Annotated in this window: 21 protein-coding genes; 8 read left to right on the top strand and 13 right to left on the bottom strand. The window is 71.3% G+C overall.

Going from position 1 to position 17,160, the window contains the following annotated elements; all coding sequences use genetic code 11:
• Window positions 1–221: 221 nt before the first annotated feature.
• The 6 genes from ccsB to D7I47_RS07375 are packed head-to-tail and all read right to left on the bottom strand — an operon-like array spanning window position 222 to window position 7,041.
• The gene (ccsB, locus tag D7I47_RS07400) at window positions 222–1,187 is read right to left on the bottom strand and encodes a c-type cytochrome biogenesis protein CcsB (protein ID WP_120762443.1); all 966 of its coding nucleotides are present in this window, start codon (window positions 1,185–1,187) and stop codon (window positions 222–224) included.
• Window positions 1,184–2,803, bottom strand: a complete 1,620-nt coding sequence (resB, locus tag D7I47_RS07395; protein WP_227000511.1) for a cytochrome c biogenesis protein ResB — start codon at window positions 2,801–2,803, stop codon at window positions 1,184–1,186. Before resB ends, ccsB begins: the two co-directional genes overlap by 4 nt.
• Window positions 2,781–3,515, bottom strand: coding sequence for a cytochrome c biogenesis CcdA family protein (locus D7I47_RS07390; protein ID WP_120762442.1), 735 nt, complete (start codon window positions 3,513–3,515; stop codon window positions 2,781–2,783). Before D7I47_RS07390 ends, resB begins: the two co-directional genes overlap by 23 nt.
• Before the next feature lie 2 nt (window positions 3,516–3,517).
• Window positions 3,518–4,141, bottom strand: a complete 624-nt coding sequence (locus tag D7I47_RS07385; protein ID WP_227000509.1) for a TlpA family protein disulfide reductase — start codon at window positions 4,139–4,141, stop codon at window positions 3,518–3,520.
• The gene (locus tag D7I47_RS07380; RefSeq protein WP_120762441.1) at window positions 4,138–4,767 is read right to left on the bottom strand and encodes a histidine phosphatase family protein; all 630 of its coding nucleotides are present in this window, start codon (window positions 4,765–4,767) and stop codon (window positions 4,138–4,140) included. The genes D7I47_RS07385 and D7I47_RS07380 overlap by 4 nt, the downstream gene beginning before the upstream one ends.
• Before the next feature lie 9 nt (window positions 4,768–4,776).
• The gene (locus D7I47_RS07375) at window positions 4,777–7,041 is read right to left on the bottom strand and encodes an LLM class flavin-dependent oxidoreductase (protein ID WP_120762440.1); all 2,265 of its coding nucleotides are present in this window, start codon (window positions 7,039–7,041) and stop codon (window positions 4,777–4,779) included.
• Between the two features lie 64 nt (window positions 7,042–7,105).
• On the opposite strand from D7I47_RS07375, the gene D7I47_RS07370 reads away from it, so the two are divergent.
• Complete coding sequence (locus tag D7I47_RS07370) at window positions 7,106–7,474, top strand: winged helix-turn-helix transcriptional regulator (protein WP_120762439.1); 369 nt, start codon at window positions 7,106–7,108, stop codon at window positions 7,472–7,474.
• Between the two features lie 24 nt (window positions 7,475–7,498).
• Window positions 7,499–8,818: an aspartate--tRNA(Asn) ligase gene (gene aspS, locus D7I47_RS07365; RefSeq protein WP_120762438.1), complete on the top strand. Its 1,320-nt coding sequence runs from the start codon at window positions 7,499–7,501 to the stop codon at window positions 8,816–8,818.
• Between the two features lie 3 nt (window positions 8,819–8,821).
• On the opposite strand, the gene D7I47_RS07360 is transcribed toward aspS, so the two are convergent.
• From D7I47_RS07360 to D7I47_RS07350, 3 genes are all read right to left on the bottom strand, one after another.
• A complete protein-coding gene (locus D7I47_RS07360; RefSeq protein ID WP_120762437.1) occupies window positions 8,822–9,034 on the bottom strand; it encodes a YegP family protein in 213 nt (70 codons plus the stop codon).
• Between the two features lie 102 nt (window positions 9,035–9,136).
• Entirely contained in the window at window positions 9,137–9,433 is a 297-nt protein-coding gene (locus tag D7I47_RS07355; protein ID WP_120762436.1) for a Dabb family protein, read from the bottom strand.
• Entirely contained in the window at window positions 9,430–9,687 is a 258-nt protein-coding gene (locus D7I47_RS07350) for a glutaredoxin family protein (protein WP_120762435.1), read from the bottom strand. Before D7I47_RS07350 ends, D7I47_RS07355 begins: the two co-directional genes overlap by 4 nt.
• Before the next feature lie 20 nt (window positions 9,688–9,707).
• Here D7I47_RS07350 and D7I47_RS07345 point away from each other — a divergent pair, with 20 nt between their 5' ends.
• On the top strand, window positions 9,708–10,493 hold the full coding sequence (locus D7I47_RS07345; RefSeq protein ID WP_120762434.1) for an HAD family hydrolase: 786 nt from the start codon (window positions 9,708–9,710) through the stop codon (window positions 10,491–10,493).
• A gap of 15 nt (window positions 10,494–10,508) precedes the next feature.
• Here the strand turns inward: D7I47_RS07345 and D7I47_RS07340 are convergent, their stop codons facing one another.
• A complete protein-coding gene (locus D7I47_RS07340) occupies window positions 10,509–10,607 on the bottom strand; it encodes a 30S ribosomal protein bS22 (RefSeq protein ID WP_003792170.1) in 99 nt (32 codons plus the stop codon).
• A 96-nt stretch (window positions 10,608–10,703) separates the two neighbouring features.
• Window positions 10,704–10,904: a helix-turn-helix domain-containing protein gene (locus tag D7I47_RS07335; RefSeq protein WP_120762433.1), complete on the bottom strand. Its 201-nt coding sequence runs from the start codon at window positions 10,902–10,904 to the stop codon at window positions 10,704–10,706.
• Between the two features lie 145 nt (window positions 10,905–11,049).
• On the opposite strand from D7I47_RS07335, the gene D7I47_RS07330 reads away from it, so the two are divergent.
• A complete protein-coding gene (locus D7I47_RS07330) occupies window positions 11,050–12,081 on the top strand; it encodes an FUSC family protein (protein ID WP_120762432.1) in 1,032 nt (343 codons plus the stop codon).
• A 15-nt stretch (window positions 12,082–12,096) separates the two neighbouring features.
• On the opposite strand, the gene D7I47_RS07325 is transcribed toward D7I47_RS07330, so the two are convergent.
• A complete protein-coding gene (locus D7I47_RS07325) occupies window positions 12,097–12,549 on the bottom strand; it encodes an ArsR/SmtB family transcription factor (RefSeq protein WP_120762431.1) in 453 nt (150 codons plus the stop codon).
• Between the two features lie 71 nt (window positions 12,550–12,620).
• On the opposite strand from D7I47_RS07325, the gene D7I47_RS07320 reads away from it, so the two are divergent.
• Together D7I47_RS07320 and D7I47_RS07315 are read left to right on the top strand one after the other, a co-directional pair.
• A complete protein-coding gene (locus D7I47_RS07320) occupies window positions 12,621–14,048 on the top strand; it encodes a TrkH family potassium uptake protein (RefSeq protein ID WP_120762430.1) in 1,428 nt (475 codons plus the stop codon).
• On the top strand, window positions 14,041–14,712 hold the full coding sequence (locus D7I47_RS07315; protein ID WP_120762429.1) for a potassium channel family protein: 672 nt from the start codon (window positions 14,041–14,043) through the stop codon (window positions 14,710–14,712). Before D7I47_RS07320 ends, D7I47_RS07315 begins: the two co-directional genes overlap by 8 nt.
• A 259-nt stretch (window positions 14,713–14,971) precedes the next feature.
• On the opposite strand, the gene proC is transcribed toward D7I47_RS07315, so the two are convergent.
• Window positions 14,972–15,805: a pyrroline-5-carboxylate reductase gene (proC, locus tag D7I47_RS07310; RefSeq protein WP_405083421.1), complete on the bottom strand. Its 834-nt coding sequence runs from the start codon at window positions 15,803–15,805 to the stop codon at window positions 14,972–14,974.
• Between the two features lie 14 nt (window positions 15,806–15,819).
• Here proC and D7I47_RS07305 point away from each other — a divergent pair, with 14 nt between their 5' ends.
• Complete coding sequence (locus tag D7I47_RS07305; RefSeq protein ID WP_120762427.1) at window positions 15,820–16,779, top strand: cation diffusion facilitator family transporter; 960 nt, start codon at window positions 15,820–15,822, stop codon at window positions 16,777–16,779.
• 24 nt (window positions 16,780–16,803) lie between these two features.
• Entirely contained in the window at window positions 16,804–17,157 is a 354-nt protein-coding gene (locus D7I47_RS07300; RefSeq protein ID WP_120762426.1) for a hypothetical protein, read from the top strand.
• The last annotated feature ends 3 nt before the right edge of the window (window positions 17,158–17,160 follow it).

The raw sequence follows: 17,160 nt of genomic DNA, 5'->3' as shown, positions 1-17,160 counted from the left end.
GTTGAGTAGCCGCGCAGCGGCGTATCGAAACCCATGCAGACGTGCAGGCAGAGGCCTCACCGAGCGAACGCGCCCCATCGAGGGGCGCCTTCGCTGGTTTCGATACACCGCGCTTCGCGCGGCACTCAACCAGCGGGAGGGGTGACGCCGTGCGGCGGCACCCCACCGGACACAGCGCGGCCGCAGGCCGCACCGCTACCGCGGGGTGACGCAGGCGGGGATCACAGCCCCGAGTACGCGTGCAGTCCCTTGAAGAAGAGGTTGACGACCGTGAAGTTGAACAGCACCGCGGCGAAGCCGATGATGGCGAGCCACGCGGAGCGCGACCCCCGCCATCCGCGCGTCGCCCGCGCGTGGATGTAGCCGGCGAACACGACCCAGATGATGAAGGTCCACACCTCTTTGGTGTCCCAGCCCCAGTAGCGGCCCCAAGCGTGCTCGGCCCAGATGGCGCCGGCGATGAGGGTGAAGGTCCAGAACGCGAAGCCGATGACGTTGACGCGGTAGGCGGTGTTCTCGAGCGTCTCGGCGGTGGGGAAGCTGCGCAGGAACCGCGGCCGGTCGGTCGCCCCGGCCTCGCGCCGCTCCTGCAGCAGCTGCGCGAGCGAGAGCCCGGCCCCGATGGCGAAGAACCCCGTGCCGAGGATGGCGACGAAGACGTGGATGATGAGCCACGCCGACTGCAGCGGCGGCGGCAGCGGCACGACATCGACGTAGACGTTGATGGCCGCGAGCATGAGCAGCAGCGACACGAGGCCGGTGATGTAGGCGCCGATGAAGCGCACGTCGCGCCACAGGTTGACGAGCAGGAAGACGCCCATCATGACGGCCGTGCCGGTGACGGCGAACTCGAACATGTTGGCCCACGGCGCCCGCGAGGCGGCGACGCCGCGCAGCACGATCGCGCCGACGTGGATGGCGAAGCCGAGCACGGTGAGGGCGTAGGCGACGCGCGCGGCGCGGCTGCGGGCGGGGGCCTCGGCGGTGACGGGGGCGGGCGGGGCGAGCACCGTGCCGCCGCCCGCGGATGCCGCGACGGTGGCGGATGCCGCGGGCCGCTGGGCGGCGATCGCCTCGGTGGAGCGGCGGGCCAGGTCGAGCACGTACGCGATGAACGCGATCACGTACACCGCGGCGGCCGAGTAGACGGCCAGCAGCGAGTAGGCGGCGAGGGTGTCGGTGCTCACGCGTTCATCCTACGTTCGAGCCTCTCGGCGTGTCTGCGGGCGATGTCGGCGACGGCCGCCTCCAGGGTGGGGTCCTCACCGCGGGCGAGGCCGGCGTATTCGAGGCGCACGCCGTCGCCGTCCCGCACGGCCTTGATCCACATCCGCCGTCGGGGGATGAAGAGGCTCAGCAGCAGTCCGCCGAGGATGAGCAGTGCGAACACGAGCACCCAGCCCTCGGTGGGGTCGTGGTGGAACTCGACCGAGACGAAGCGCTGGAGGCCCGTGAACTCGATCGTGCCGAGTCCGTCCGGCAGTTCGGCCGTCTCGCCCTGGGTGAGTTCGAGCGCAGGCACGTCGGCCTTCGGGCCGGCGATGGGGGTGAGGTCGTCGGTGTCGAGCGAGTAGGCGTTGACGGCGACGCCCTCGTCGAGCCCGAGGTCGCCCTCGTACACGGTGATGGTGAGCAGGCTCGAGTCGCCCGAGTACGGCGAGAGCGAGGTGTAGGTGCCGTCGGCGAGCTGGATGGGGTCGGGGTAGAAGAAGGCGAGCATGCCGAGCTGCTCGTCGAGTCCGTCGGGCACCTTGATGGTGCCGAGGCTGCGCAGGTTGCCGTCCTGCGGCAGGAAGGCGACAGGCCCCGAGTAGGCGACCTCGCCGTCCGGGTCGCGCACGGTGACGACGGGCGCGTAGCCGTTGCCGAGCAGGTACATCTTGGTGCCGCCGATCTCGAGCGGCGAGTTGACCTTGAGGTCGGCCTCGGTCCAGTCGCCGCCCGGCACCCGGGTGGAGAGGTGGGCGGTGTAGTCGATCGGCTGGTAGACGGTGGTCGACGGGTCGAGCTGGTACCTGCCGTCGAACTCGTCGAGCCGCACCGAGAACGGTTCGAGCGAGGACTCGCTGAAGAAGCGGCCGGAGGTGAAGGAGTCGTAGCCGGCGAGCGAGTTGGTGAAGGCGGTGTCCTGGATGATCACCTTCTGCCCGTTATAGCCGAAGCCGCCGCCGATGCCGACGGTCACGAGCACGCCGACGAGGGCGCTGTGGAAGATCAGGTTGCCGGTCTCGCGCAGGTAGCCGCGCTCGGCGGAGATCGAGTCGCCGTAGCGGTCGACGCGGTACCCGGCGCCCTTCAGCAGCGCGCGGGCCTCGGCGACGGCCGTCTCGGCATCCGCCGTGCTGTGCAGTTCGGTGTACCCGACGAGGCGCGACAGGCGCGCGGGGGTCTTCGGCGGGCGGGCCCGCAGCGCGTCGAGGTGGTGCTTGGTGCGCGGGATGATGCAGCCGACGAGCGAGATGAACAGCAGCAGGTAGATGGCCGAGAACCACGGCGAGGTGAAGGTGGAGAACACCCCGAGCTTGTCGAGCACCTCGTAGCCGTCGGGGTTGTCGAGCTTGTACTGGATGACGCCGTTCGGGTCGGAGCTGCGCTGGGGCACGAGCGAGCCGGGCACGGCGGCGAGCGCGAGCAGCAGCAGCAGCACGAGTGCCGTGCGCATGCTCGTGAGCTGGCGCCAGAAGAAGCGCAGGTAGCCGACGACGCCGAGCTTGGGCTGCGTGATGCCCGCCTCGGCCGGCTCCGCGTCGATGTGGTCGGCGGGCCGCAGCGGGTCGGTCTCAGAGCGGGTTCGTGAAGCCACCGATCACCGCCCCCAGCTGCGACATGAGCACGCCCCACAGCCCGGTGACCATGAGCACGCCGATGACGACGAGCAGCACGCCGCCCGCGATGTTGACGGCGCGGATGTGGCGACGCACCCAGCCGAGGCTCGTGCCGACCCAGCCGAAGCCGAGCGCGACGAGCAGGAAGGGGATGCCGAGCCCCGCGCAGTAGGCGAGCCCGATGAGCACGGCACGCCCCGGCTCGCCGCCGTAGCCGGCGAGGAAGCCGACGGCGGTGAGGGTGGGGCTGATGCACGGGGTCCAGCCGAGGGCGAAGAGGATGCCGAGCAGCGGCGCCCCGATGAGGCCCGTGCGGGGCCGCCAGACGGGCTTCACCTGGCGCTGCAGCACCGTGACCTGGCCGATGAAGACGAGGCCGAGCACGATGATGAGCGCCCCGCCGATGCGCATGATGAGGTCGCCGTACTGCAGCAGGAACCGGCCCGCGGTGCCGGCGAGCACGAACACCGCCATGAAGACGAGCGAGAACCCGGCGACGAAGAGGCCGGCGCCCAGCAGCATCCGCGAGCGCGTGCGGGCGGCGCCGCCCGTGACGCCCGAGACGTAGCCGAGGTAGCCGGGCACGAGCGGCAGCACGCACGGCGAGAGGAACGACAGCAGGCCCGCGGCGAGCGCGATCGGCACGGCGAGCCACAGCCCGCCGCTCACGACGATGTCGCCGGGGCCCACGCTCAGGCCGTCTCGGCGAGCAGGTCGTCCACGATGTCGGAGATCACGCTGGGGCTCGTGAGCAGGCCGCTGAAGCGTGCGGCGACGCGACCGTCGCGGTCGAGCACGAGCGTGGTCGGCACCGAGTTGGGGGCGTAGGCGCCGCCCGCGAAGGCGAGCTGCACCGCGTTGTCGTCGACGTCGACGATCGAGGGGTAGCCGACGCCGTGCTCCTTCTCGAACTGCTGCGCCGTCTCGGCGGAGTCGCTCACGTTGACGCCCAGCATGGTGACCTCGGCATCCGCGAACTGCTGGTTCAGCTTCTCGAGGTCGGCCGCCTCCTCGCGGCACGGCGGGCAGGCGGCGTACCAGAAGTTGACGACGACGACGCGGCCGGCGAGGTCGTCGGAGGAGATGGTGTCGCCGGTGTCGAGGGTTCCGGCGAACTCGACGGCGGCCTCGCGCTTCTCGGGCGAGAGGGTCACGAGGCGCCCGTCACCGGAGATGTAGTCGCCGTTGCCGGACTCGTAGACGCCGGCCAGGTGGTCGGCCTCGGGGGTGCACCCGGTCAGCAGGGCCGCGAGCACCACGAGGGGTGCGGCGGCGCGCACGCCGAAGCGGCGGGCGGCTGTGTCGCGGGTTCTCACACGGCTCCCAGATCGATGGACTGCGCAAGCAACTCTGCCGCAGGTTCCTGATAGTCCACCTCGATGAAGGCGCTGCCGTCCCAGGCGAGGGTCGTGATGCTCGAGAGCGAGCAGCGCCGCGCGCGCGGGTCGTGGGGCAGGGGCTTGCGCTGCACGGTGCGGGCGACCATCCAGATCGGCAGCTGGTGCGAGACGAGCACGACCTCGCCGCCGTCGACGCTCGCGTACGCCTCGGCGACGGCCGCCATCATCCGTCGCCGGATGCTCGTGAACGCCTCGCCCCAGGTGGGTCGCCAGGGTCCGATGAGGTACGGCCAGTTGCGCGGATCGCGCAGGCTCCTGCGCACGTTGCTGCCCTCGAAGCGGTTGTGCGGCTCGATGAGCCGTTCGTCGAGGCGCACCTCGAGGCCGAAGCGGGCGGCCCACGGCGCGGCCGACTCCTGGGTGCGCTGCAGCGGGCTCGCGACGAGCGAGGTGATGGGGCGCCCGTCGAGGGATGCCGCCGAGAGCGCCGCCATCTCGTGCCCGAGCTCGCTCAGCCCGAAGCCCGGCAGCCGGCCGTAGAGCACCCGGGTGGGGTTGAAGACCTCACCGTGGCGCACGAGGTGGACGAGGTCGGCCGGCATCCCCTCATCCTACGAGCGCGGCCCGAGAGGGAAGTTGTCGCGGAAGAGGGCGGTGGGGTCGACGCGGGCCTTGAGAGCGCGGAGGCGCGCGAGCGTCGCGGGCGGGAAGGCCCGCTCGACGCGGTCGCCGCGCGCATCCGCCTCGAAGCTCAGGTAGACCCCGAGGATGTGGTGCTCGAGCGCGTCCCACTGCACGTTCAGCCACTCCGCATCGCCCGCCATCGCGACGAGCGAGAAGTTCGCGGAACGGTGCGCGTAGGCGGTCGCCTCCTCGGGCACGTCGGCGACGGCCCCACCCACCGCGCGGATCTGGAAGAAGTGGATGCGGCCGCTGTGCAGCATCCGCTCCAGCTCCTCGGCGAGTTCGGGCGTCACGTGCTCGACGAGCCCGCCGCGCGCGCTCGGGGATCCGCTGCCGCCGTTCGAGTCGCCCGGCGCGTTCGCGATGACGGCCGCGTACGGCGCGAGCACGATGGACTGGTCGAGCAGCGGCGCGAGCGCGGCGAACGGCTGCAGCCGCTCGATGATCGTGTCGGGGTCGGCGGAGTCCACGAGCAGCAGCGCCATGGCCGTCATCCGGCCGCGCGGGGCGCCGAGGATGATCTCGCCCGACACGTCACGCGGGGACGCCTCCATGGCCGCCGCCCAGTCCGCGAGGAACGCGGCGGTGTCGGATGCGTCGAAGGCGAGCTGCGCCCAGCCCACCTCGCCCGCCTCCGCGGCCTCGAACTCGAACGCCGTCACGACGCCGAGGTTGGCCCCCGCGCCGCGCACGCCCCAGAACAGCTCCGGGTCGTGTTCGGCGTCGACCCGCACCCGCGTGCCGTCGGCCAGCACGAGCTCGGCCGCCCGCAGCGCGTCGATCGTGAGGCCGTGCTCGCGGGCGAAGAAGCCGACGCCGCCCGCCGTCGCGAGGCCGCCGACGCCCACCCCGCCGTAGTCGCCCGAGGTGATGACCCAGCCGTGCGGTTCGAGCGCCGCCGCGACCTCCTGCCAGCGGGCGCCCGGCCCGATCCGCACGAGGCGGCGCTCCGCATCGAGCACCTCGATCGCGTCGAGCGCCGAGACGTCGATCACGAGGCCGCCGTCGTTCGTGGAGCGCCCGCTGATGCCGTGGCTTCCCGAGCGGATGGCGAGCGGCAGCTCCCGATGCGCGCGGGCGACCCCGATCGCCTCGGCGACCTCAGCGGCATCCCGCGGCCGCAGCACGAGGCCGGGAGACCCGCCGCGCATGTAGGTCGACCGCACCTTGCGGTAGTCGCGGTCCCCCGGCTCGACGGCCGTCTCGGCGAGCGTCTCGGGAAGGCCCTCGTAGTCGATGCCCGCGCGGCGGGCGGCGAGCGCCACGGCGCCGCGCACCCGGGAGCTCTCGCGGATGCCGCTGCCGGCCCGCTCGGCCGCGAGCCGCTCGCGCAGGGCGGGTGCCACCTCCGCCGCGAAGGTGCGCAGGGTGTCCGGGTCGTCGCTCGCGACGATGAAGGTGGAGACGCCGTCCTCGGCAGCGAGCGGCAGCAGCTGCTCCACCCACTGCTCGGGCGGGCCCTGCAGGAAGCCGCTGCCCTCATCCTGGAACCGGCCGCCGATGTTGAGCAGGCGCCGGATCTCGCGGGGGTCGCGCCCGGCGGCGAGTGCCGCCTCGTCGATGATCGCGTTGCCCGCGGGGTAGCCGCCCTCCTCCAGGTACGCCCAGCTCGGCAGCCAACCGTCGCCGAGGCGGCCGATGAGGCGCAGCATCCGGGGCTTCAGCCCGCCGATGAGGATGGGGATGTCGTGCGCCGGGGCGGGGCCGCGCTTGGCGCCCTCGAGCCGGTAGTACTCGCCGTCGAGCCGCAGCCCACCTCGCTCGTCGGTGTCCCACAGCCCCCGGATGAGCGGGATCGCCTCGGCGAGCGCCGAGACGTTCTCGCCGGGGGTGCGGCGCGGGCCGCCCATCGCGACGATCGGGTCGACGAAGCCGCCCGCCCCGAGCCCCAGCTCGAAGCGGCCGCCCGAGAGCAGGTCGAGGCTCGCGGCGGCGCGCGCGAGCACGGGCGCGGGGCGCAGCGGCAGGTTGTGCACGTTGGCGGCCACGTGGATGCGCTCGGTCTGCGCGGCGACCCAGGCGAGCAGCGTCCAGGTGTCGAGGAAGGCGGGCTGGTAGGGGTGGTCCTGGAAGGTGGCGAGCTCGTAGCCGAGCTCCTCGGACAGCCGTGCGAGGGCGACGGGCGCCTCCGGGCGGGCGGCCTGGGGCGTGAGGAAGGTTCCGAAGCGCAGGGGGTGACCGTAGTCGGGCATGGTTTCAGCCTCGCGCCGGATGGGCGCCCCGGCAACCGCTACGGAAGTGGCTTACGCTAGGTAAGTGACTTCTCCCGCCCCCTTCGGCCACATCGACGACGAGCTCTGCCACCGTCTCATCACCTCCGCCGAGATGGCCGGCCGCCGCTGGAGCTCCGGCATCCTGCTCGCCCTCGCGCGCGGCGCCACCCGCTTCAGCGGGATCGTCGCCGCCGTCGACGGGCTCTCCGACCGGATGGCGGCGCAGCGCCTGCGCGAGCTCGAGGCCGCCGGGCTCGTCGAGCGCCACGTCATCCCCTCGACACCCGTGCAGGTGCGCTACCACCTCACCCAGGCCGGCCTCGAGCTGCTGCAGGCGCTGCAGCCGCTCGCCGCCTGGGGCCACCGCTGGGGCGAGGCCGCGGCCCCGGGAGCCACGACCGCCGCCTCCTGAAGACCGCGACTAGACTCGACCCCCGTGACCGCACGCACCCTCGTCAAGCAGCTCGCCGCCCAGCCCGACGGGCCGGTGTCCGTCTCCGGATGGGTCGAGACGGTGCGCGATCAGAAGAAGGTGCAGTTCGTGGTGCTGCGCGACGAGTCCGGCGCCGTGCAGCTCGTGCACCCGCGCACCGACGTCGAGGAGCCCGGCACCGACCCCCTCGCGACCGCCATCTCGGCACTCAGCGCCGGCACCTTCCTCACCGTCATCGGCGAGCTCAAGCACGACGAGCGCGTCAAGCTCGGCGGCCTCGAGGTGAAGATCGAGGAACTCGAGGTGGCCGCCGCCGCGCTCGACATCCCGATCGCCGACGACTCCTCGATCGACAAGCGCCTCGACTGGCGCTTCCTCGACCTGCGTCGCCCCGAGCAGAACCTCGTGTTCCGCGTGCAGACCACCTTCCTGCACGCCCTGCGCACCTGGTGGGTCGAGCACGACTTCATCGAGATCCACACCCCCAAGCTCATGGCATCCGCCTCCGAGAGCCGCGCCGAGCTGTTCGAGGTCGAGTACTTCGAGACGAAGGCCTACCTCGCGCAGAGCCCGCAGTTCTTCAAGCAGATGGCGCAGCCGGCCGGCTTCGGCAAGGTCTTCGAGGTCGCGCCCGCCTTCCGCGCCGACCCGAGCTTCACCAGCCGCCACGCGACCGAGTTCATCTCGGTGGATGCCGAGATCAGCTGGGTCGACTCGCACGAGGACGTCATGGCGATGCACGAGCAGCTGCTCGTCGCGGGCCTCACCGCCGTCAAGGAGAAGCACGGCGCCGAGATCGAGGCGACCTTCGGCATCGAGGTGACGGTGCCGTCGCTGCCGTTCCCGCGCATCCCGCTCGCCGAGGCGCACCGCATCCTCGAGTCCCGCGGCTACACGGTGCCGCGCGCCGACGGCGACCTCGACCCCGAGGGCGAGCGTCGCCTCGCGGAGTACGTGAAGGAGCAGTACGGCCACGAGTTCGTGTTCGTGACCGACTACGCCTCGAACATCCGGCCGTTCTACCACATGCGCCACGAGGGCGATGCGGGCCTCACCAACAGCTACGACCTGCTCTTCAACGGCGTCGAGATCTCCACCGGCGCCCAGCGCGAGCACCGCGTCGACGTGCTCGTCGAGCAGGCGAAGGAGAAGGGCCTCGACCCCGAGGAGCTCGGCTTCTACCTCGACTTCTTCCGCTACGGGGTCCCCCCGCACGGCGGCTTCGGCATGGGCCTCAACCGCGTCACGATGCTGCTGCTGCACCAGCCCTCGATCCGCGAGGTCACCTACCTCTTCCGCGGACCGAACCGCCTCACCCCGTAGGCGTCACGCGCTCTGCTGGTAGCGCGGCTCCTGCAGCACCGTGAGGTCTTCGAGGCTCGCCCGCGGGATCGAGCGCATGACCGCCTCCACCATCGCGACCGCGGAGGCCTTGGCGACGTAGTTGCCGCTCACCGCGACGGTCTGCCCGCTCTCCGAGACGATGCGCCAGAAGTACGGCTGGGTGGGGTTCTTGCTGCGCACGACCTGGAAACGCATCGACGGGCTCCTCGGACACCTGGGGGAAGGGATGGGCGAGAGACTAGACCGGATCGTCGCCCCCCGCTAGGGGGGTACGGCGTGGCGCGTGCGCGACCCGGCTCAGAGCCGGTAGTCGACGCAGCTGCGGGCCTCGACGACCGAGCGGATGAACGCCGCCGCCTCGAGGTGCGCCGGATGCGTCTGGTAGGCGGCGAGGTCGGCCGTCGTCGCGAAGTCGGAGTCGAGCACCACGTGCCAGTTGCCGTCCGTCTCGCCGAGGTCGACGCCCACGTCGATGCGCTCGGCCGTCACGACGCCGCGGAGGCCCTCCAGACGCTGCTTGATGCCCGCCGCGTCGGCGGCACGCTGCTCGGCATCCGCCGCCGCGAGCCGCCAGGTGACGATGTGCCGGATCATGCGGATTCCTCCCTCGCGTCGAGCGCGCGCCGCAGCCGCTCGGGGTCCACGCGCCAGATGGTGTGCACGCGGTCGTCGATCAGCAGCACGGGGATCTCCTCGGCGTACTGCGCGAGCAGCGCCTCGTCCTCGAGGATGTTCTTCTCCTCGAGCCCGAGCCCGCGCTCCCCCGCCACCTCGAGCACGATCGCCCGCGCGTCGTCGCACAGGTGGCATCCGGGCTTCCCGAGAAGGGTGAGGCGTGGCGCGGGCACGCACCTAGACTATGGGGGTCATGCCCGAGGCCCAGAACCCGACCCCGAGCGAACGCCCCGTCATCGCGTTCTTCGACGTCGACAACACGCTCATGCACGGCACGAGCATCTTCCACGTGGGCCGTGAGGCGTGGGCGCGAGGCATCATCCGGGCGCGCGACATCGCCCTCTTCGCCTGGCACCAGCGCCGCTTCATCAAGGTCGGCGAGAACCACGAGCACATGGGCACGGCGCGCGAGCGCGCCCTCGGCCTCGTCGCCGGACACACGGTCGACCAGATCGAGGAGCTCGCCGAGTCGATCTGGGAGCACCGCATCCGTCCGCGCCTGTGGCCCGAGTCGGTGGCCCTCGCCCACGAGCACCTCGAGAAGGGTCACCAGGTGTGGCTCGTCTCGGCCACGCCCGTCGAGGTGGGCGAGCTGATCGCCACCAACCTCGGGCTCACGGGCGCCCTCGGCACGCGCGTCGAGTCGGTCGACGGGGTCTACACGGGCCGGCTCGTCGGCGAGTTCCTGCACGCCGAGCACAAGGCCGTCGCGGCGCGCGAGCTCGCCGAGAGCATGGATGCCGACCTCGCCGCCTCGTGGGCGTACTCCGACAGCCGCAACGACATCCCCCTGCTCGAGCTCGTCGGCAACCGGGTGGCGGTGAATCCGGATGCGGGGCTCGCCCGCTACGCGGCGGAGCGGCACTGGCCGACGATGCAGCTGGACCCGGCCTCCATCAAGGCGCAGCAGCGCACGGTGCGGCGCGAGGCGAAGCAGGTGGGCAAGGCGGCCCGGGGAAAGACGAAGCCCCGGGGCTGAGCCCGGGGCCTTCGGTCACTTCTTGTTGCGACGCTGGTGACGCGTCTTGCGCAGCAGCTTGCGGTGCTTCTTCTTCGCCATGCGCTTGCGGCGCTTCTTGATGACGGAACCCATGTTCACCTCATTCGTTCGGTTCGTACGGACCCTGGTCCGTGACGAACCGCGGGAAGCCTAACCGGGAGAGTCTACCAAAGCCGCCGAGGGGCGGATTCAGCCGACCTGGGCGTCGGTGTCGGAGATGCCGACGACCCCCGCGACCGCCGACTCCGGGATGCGGAAGGAGCGCCCGAAGCGCACGGCCGGCAGCTCGCCCGAGTGCACGAGACGGTAGACGGTCATGTTGGAGACGCGCATCATGTCGGCGACCTCCTGAACCGTCAGGAAGCGCACGTCGGAGAGATCGCGTGCCATGGGTGCCTCGGTACCGTGCCTCTGTCGCCTGTGTGGGTGGTGTGACTCCTGTGACAGGAGTGCTCAGCCACAGGCTAGAGGTTCCCGTGAGGGCGTGTCTACCGCGCGGATGGGGGTCGCGGCTCCGGCGTGGGACGCTGGGGTCATGAGGGTGATCGAGACCTTCCGCGCGACGAGACGCCAACCGCTGCTGCAGGTCGCGAAGTCGGCCGTCGCGACGGCCGTCGCCTGGCTCCTCGCGGGGTGGCTGATCCCGGGCCCGCTGCCGGTGTTCGCCGCGATCGCCGCCCTGCTCGTCGTGCAGCCGAGCCTCAACCAGTCGGTCGCGAAGGGCGTCGAGCGCTCGGTGGGCGTCGTCGCGGGCGTCGTCATCGCCTCCGTGCTCGCCCTGCTGTTCGGGCAGGCGACCTGGGTCGTGCTGGTCGCGGTGGCGGCCGCGCTCGCGGTCGCCTGGCTGCTGCGGATGACGACCGGCACCTCGAACCAGGTCGCGATCAGTGCGCTGCTCGTGCTCTCGCTCGGGGCCGCGACGCCCGGCTACGCGGTCGATCGGGTGCTCGAGACCCTCATCGGCGCGCTCATCGGCTTCGTCGTGAACCTCGTGTTCGTGCCGCCCGTGGCGATCGCCCCCGCACAGCGCGCGGTCGACGCGCTGGGCGGCGAGGTCGCTGCCTCGCTCGACCGGCTGGCGGCCGCGCTCACCGCGCCGCAGTCGCCCGCACAGCTCGAGGAGCTCATGATCACGGCGCGGCTCATGCGCCCCATGGTGCAGTCGGCGACGGAGGCCATCGCCTCCGGTGCCGAGTCGCTCACCCTCAACCCGCGCGCCCGCCGGCGGCGCGAGGAACTGCAGCAGCTGGAGGGGACACTCGCGCGCCTCGCGCCGATCGTCACCCAGGTGATCGGCATGACGCGCGCCGTCTACGACCGCTACGAGCCGAGCCTCGGCGCCGAACCGACGACACGGGCGATCGCCGAGCAGCTCGGCCGCGCCGCGCACGACGTGCGCCGCGTCGTGCGGCGCACCAACCCCGACCCCGCGGATCCGCCGACCGAGAGCCTGCCGGCGCTCACCGCGCCGCTCGTCATCGCGGCGCCGTCATCCGGCCACTGGATCCTGGTCGGATCGCTGCTGGAGGACCTGCGCCGCATCCACGAGACCCTCGCCGAGCGGTGAGGGCGGACGCCGCGACTACTTGCGGCGCTTCGGGAGCTTCTCGGTGACCACCTTGCGGGCGCCCTCGAGCTTCTCCTGTGCGGTCTCGAAGGCGACGCGCGCGACGTTCGCCGTCTCGGCGGCGGTGCGGCCCAGACGGCCGCCGAACTCGGCACCCGCCCACGCGGCGTAGACGGTCGTCGCGCCGTTCTCGTCGGTGCCCACCGTGAAGTCGGTGAACGGCTCGAGCCACACCTCGATCTCCTCGAGCGGGCTCGCGTCGAGGTGGTAGTAGCGGTGCTGGCCCTCCTCGCGCACCCCCACCAGCCCGTGCTCGCGCAGCACCTTCAGGTGCTTCGAGACGGTCGGCTGGGCGATCCCCAACTCGGTGACGAGATCGCCGACGGCGAGCTCGCCCCGGCTCTCGAGCAGCTGTCGGAGGATCTCGCGGCGGGTCCCATCCGCGAGGACGTCGAAGATGTCGGCCATTCCGACAGACTAGCCAGGCAGCCCCGGGAGTACCATGACCCGGTCCGACGAGGAACAGCGGAGGGGGACGGATGCGCACCAAGCCGGTGCAGCGCGATCCGCTCGCGGCGCGCGTCCTCGACAAGCTGGGCGACTTCGCCACCGTCACGCCCGCGCGCTTCGCGATCGCCGTGTTCGCGACGCTCGTCGCCCTGTTCACGGTGCTGTTCTCGCTGCCCGTCGCGACCAGCTCCGGCATGCGCGCCCCGTTCGTCGACGCCCTGTTCACGGCGATCTCGGTCATCTGCGTGACGGGTCTGTCGACGGTCGACATGGCCACCTACTGGTCGCCGTTCGGCCACGTGCTGGTGTTCGTGGGCGTCGAGATCGGCGGCATCGGCGTGCTGACGGTCGCCTCGATCCTCGGCCTCGTCATCAGCCGCAAACTGGGACTGCGGCAGAAGCTCCTCGCCGCGAGCGACGCCAACCCGCTGCGCATCCGCCGCGGTCCGGTCTCCGAGGGGCAGGCGGTGCGGCTCGGCGAGACGGGCAACCTGCTCGCCACCGTCGCCGTGAGCGTGCTCGTCATCGAGCTCGCCGTCGCGGCGCTCATCTTCCCGCGGCTGCTCATCGCCGGCACCCCGTGGCCGACGGCGCTCTGGGAGTCGATCTACTTCTCGGCGATGGCCTTCACCAACACGGGCTTCTCGCCCGCGCCGGAGGGCATCCTGCCCTTCGCGAACGACTGGTGGTTCCTCGGGGCGCTCATGATCGGCGTCACCTTCGGCGCCATCGGCTTCCCCGTCATCTACGTGCTCAAGAAGAACCTGCGGCATCCGCACCGCTGGTCGCTGCACGTGAAGCTCACCCTCATCACCTTCGCGCTGCTGCTGCTCGGCGGGACGATCGCGTACTTCACGCTCGAGTGGAACAACCCCGACACGATGGCCGGGATGGGGCTCGGCGACCGCATCCTGAACAGCCTGTTCCTGTCGTCGATGACGCGCTCCGGCGGCTTCTCGACGGTCGACATGGGCCACCTCGACGGCTCGAGCCTGCTCGTGACCGACATGCTCATGTTCGTGGGCGGCGGCTCCGCCTCCACGGCCGGCGGCATCAAGGTCACGACCCTCGCGATCCTCTTCCTCGCGGCGTTCGCGGAGGCGCGCGGCAACGACGACATGGAGGCCTACGGGCGCCGGATCCCGGCGGACGTGCTGCGCCTGGCCGTCTCGGTCGTGCTGTGGGGCGCGACGATCGTCGCCGCCGCGACCATCACGATCATGTTCATCAACGACGACGCGCCGCTTGACTACGTGCTGTTCGACGTCATCAGCGCGTTCGCCACCTGCGGGCTCTCCACCGGGTTCACCCAGTCCGCGAGCGAGCCGACCCAGTACATCCTGGCCGCGACCATGTTCTTCGGCCGCATCGGTACAGTGACACTCGCCGCGGCCCTCGCGGCGTCGATCCGGCGGCAGCTGTTCCGTCGCCCCGAGGAGAGGCCCATCGTTGGTTGAGAAGATCGCCCACGACGCCCCCGTGCTCGTGATCGGCCTCGGCCGCTTCGGCGCCGCGACCGCGGGCCAGCTGCAGCGGCTCGACCGCGACGTGCTCGCCGTCGACGAGGACATGGTGCTCGTGCAGAAGTGGTCGGAGCGCGTCACGCACGCCGTGCAGGCGGATGCGCGCTCGATCGACGCGCTGCGGCAGATCGGCGCCGAGGACTTCCAGATCGCGGTCGTCGCGGTCGGCTCCTCGGTCGAGTCGAGCGTGCTCATCACGGCGAACCTCGTCGACCTCAAGATCCCGCAGATCTGGGCGAAGGCGGTCAGCCAGTCGCACGGCAAGATCCTCAGCCGCATCGGCGCGAACCACGTCATCTACCCGGAGGCGGAGGCGGGCGAGCGCGTCGCGCACCTCGTCTCGGGCCGGATGATCGACTTCATCGAGTTCGACGACGGCTTCGCGATCGTGAAGATGTACCCGCCGAAGCCCATCCGGGGCCTCAGCCTCGCCGACTCGCACGTGCGGCAGAAGTACGGCATCACCGTGGTGGGCGTGAAGAGCCCGGGCAAGGACTTCACCTACGCGACGCCCGAGACGGTGATCTCGAACCACGACCTCATCATCGCCTCGGGTTCGACGCCCGACCTGGAGAAGTTCGCCGCCCTGCAGTCGTAGCGCGTCGCGAGACGGCGAACCTGCCGTCTCCGTTCCGCTACCCGTCCCCGTTCCGCTACCCGTCCCTCCGGTTTCGCAACTCAGGAACATCCGCCGGTTCCGCATCCCATGACGGCGCTGCGACGCATTCCTCCTGAGTTGCGAACCCGGCGGCGTTCGCAACTCAGGAGAAACCGCCGTAACGAGGCGGGAGACCACGGATTCCGCGGGTGTTCCTGAGTTGCGAAAAGCGGAGGGACGAGTTGGCGGGTCCGTGCCGTCAGGCGCCCGCGGCGAGCTCCCTCGCGCGGGCGATCGCGGCCTCGGCGGCGCGCTCGAAGACGTCGGTCAGCTGCGCCTCGTCGAGCACGGCGATGATGCGCTCGGTGGTGCCCTTCGGGCTCGTCACGCGGCGGCGCAGCTCGGCGGGCTCCTCGCCCGTCGACTCGAGCAGGTACGCGGAGCCGATGAGCGTCTGCTCGGCCAGCAGGCGCGCGTCGTCGTGGTCGAACCCGAGCCGCTCGGCGGTCTCGGTGAGCTTCTCGACGAGGAAGTAGATCGTCGCGGGACCCGAGCCCGAGATCGCCGAGAGCGCGTCGATCTGCTCCTCGGGCAGCTCGACGACCGCGCCGACCGCCGAGAACAGGGCGCGGGCGAGGGCGAGCTCGGCCTCCCCCGCGCGCGAGCCGGCGGCCACCCCGGTGACGGCGCGGCGCACGAGCGCGGGCGTGTTCGGCATCGAGCGGATGACGGGGTTCGGCACGAGCGACTCCATCGTCGCGGTCGTCACGCCCGCCGCGACGCTCACCACCACGGCATCCGGGGCGAGCGCGCCCGCCACCTCGCGCAGGGTGTCGGGCACCATGGCGGGCTTGACGCCGAGCAGCACGAGGCCGGCGCCCGCGACGACCGCGGCGTTGGCATCCGGGTCGTCCTCGAGGGCGACCGCACGCACGCCCTCCGCCCGCCACGCCTCGGCCGAGGCGGTGCTGCGGGTCGACACGGCCACGGATGCCGGGTCGACGCCGGAGGCGATCAGGCCGCGCACGATGGCCCCGGCCATCGAACCGGCGCCCAGCACGGCGAGGGACGGAAGGGTCGTCATACGCCACATCCTAGAATCGAGGCATGAGCTCCTCCGGCGGTACGAAGGCGATCATCGCGGCGTTCCTGGCGAACCTGGGCATCGCGATCACGAAGTTCGTGGCCTGGTTCTTCTCCGGCTCGAGCTCGATGCTCGCCGAGGGCGTGCACTCGGTCGCCGACTCGGGCAACCAGCTGCTGCTGCTGCTCGGCGGACGCAAGGCGAAGAAGGCGGCGGATGCGGAGCATCCCTTCGGCTACGGCCGCGAGCGCTACGTCTACGCCTTCGTCGTGTCGATCATCCTGTTCTCGGTCGGCGGCGTGTTCTCCATCTACGAGGGCATCGACAAGCTGACCCACCCGCACCCGCTCGAGAACGCGTGGCTGCCGATCCTCGTGCTCGGCATCGCGATCCTGCTCGAGGGCTTCTCGCTGCGCACCGCGGTGAAGGAGTCGAACCCCGCCCGCGGGCGTCAGAGCTGGGTGCAGTTCGTGCGCCGGGCGAAGCAGCCGGAGCTCCCCGTCGTGCTGCTCGAGGACGTCGCGGCGCTCACCGGCCTCGTGTTCGCGCTCGCCGGCGTGACGCTCACGATCGTCACGGGCGACAACGTGTGGGACGGCGTCGGCACGATCGCGATCGGCGTGCTGCTCGTGCTCGTCGCGATCATCCTCGGCGTCGAGACGAAGAGCCTGCTGGTCGGCGAGGGCGCCGAGCCCGACGTCGTCGCCAAGATCCTGGCGGCGTTCAACGGCCACCCGCAGGTGGAGGCCGTCATCCACATGAAGACCCTCTACCTCGGCCCCGACGAGCTCATGGTGGCGGCCAAGATCGCGGTACCGAAGGCGACCCGCGCCGCCGAGATCGCCACCGCGATCGACGCGATCGAGAAGGACGTGCGCGCGGCGGTGCCCGCGGCGCGCGTGATCTACCTCGAACCCGACATCTACGTGGCGCGCGACGAGCACCCCTCGACCGACGCGATCGTCATCAAGAGCGCGGACTGAGCCCGCGCGGAACGGACCCGGATCATGGACATCCTGCACGGCATCCTGCTCGCCCTGCACATCTTCGGCCTCGCCCTCATCATCGGCACCTTCTTCGTGCAGCTGCGGGCGAACGAGGGAATCCGCACCGACCTCGTGCTGGCCGGCGCGATCACCCAGGTGGTGACGGGGGTCGCGCTCGTGGGCGTCGCCGAGGGCGCCGGGCACGACGTGAACATGGTCAAGATCGCGGTCAAGCTGGGCATCGCGCTCGTGGTGCTGATCGCCGCGATCGGCGCGTTCGTCGCGCAGCGGCGCGGCGGCAAGGTGAAGCCGTTCTTCCACGCCGCGGGCGGCATGGCCGTCATCAACGTGCTCGTCGCCGTCCTCTGGCGCTGACGC

This window comes from Protaetiibacter intestinalis (assembly GCF_003627075.1).
Classification (GTDB): domain Bacteria; phylum Actinomycetota; class Actinomycetes; order Actinomycetales; family Microbacteriaceae; genus Homoserinibacter; species Homoserinibacter intestinalis.
Note: the sequence above shows the minus strand (reverse complement) of the source record. Positions and strands in the feature narration are given on the sequence as shown.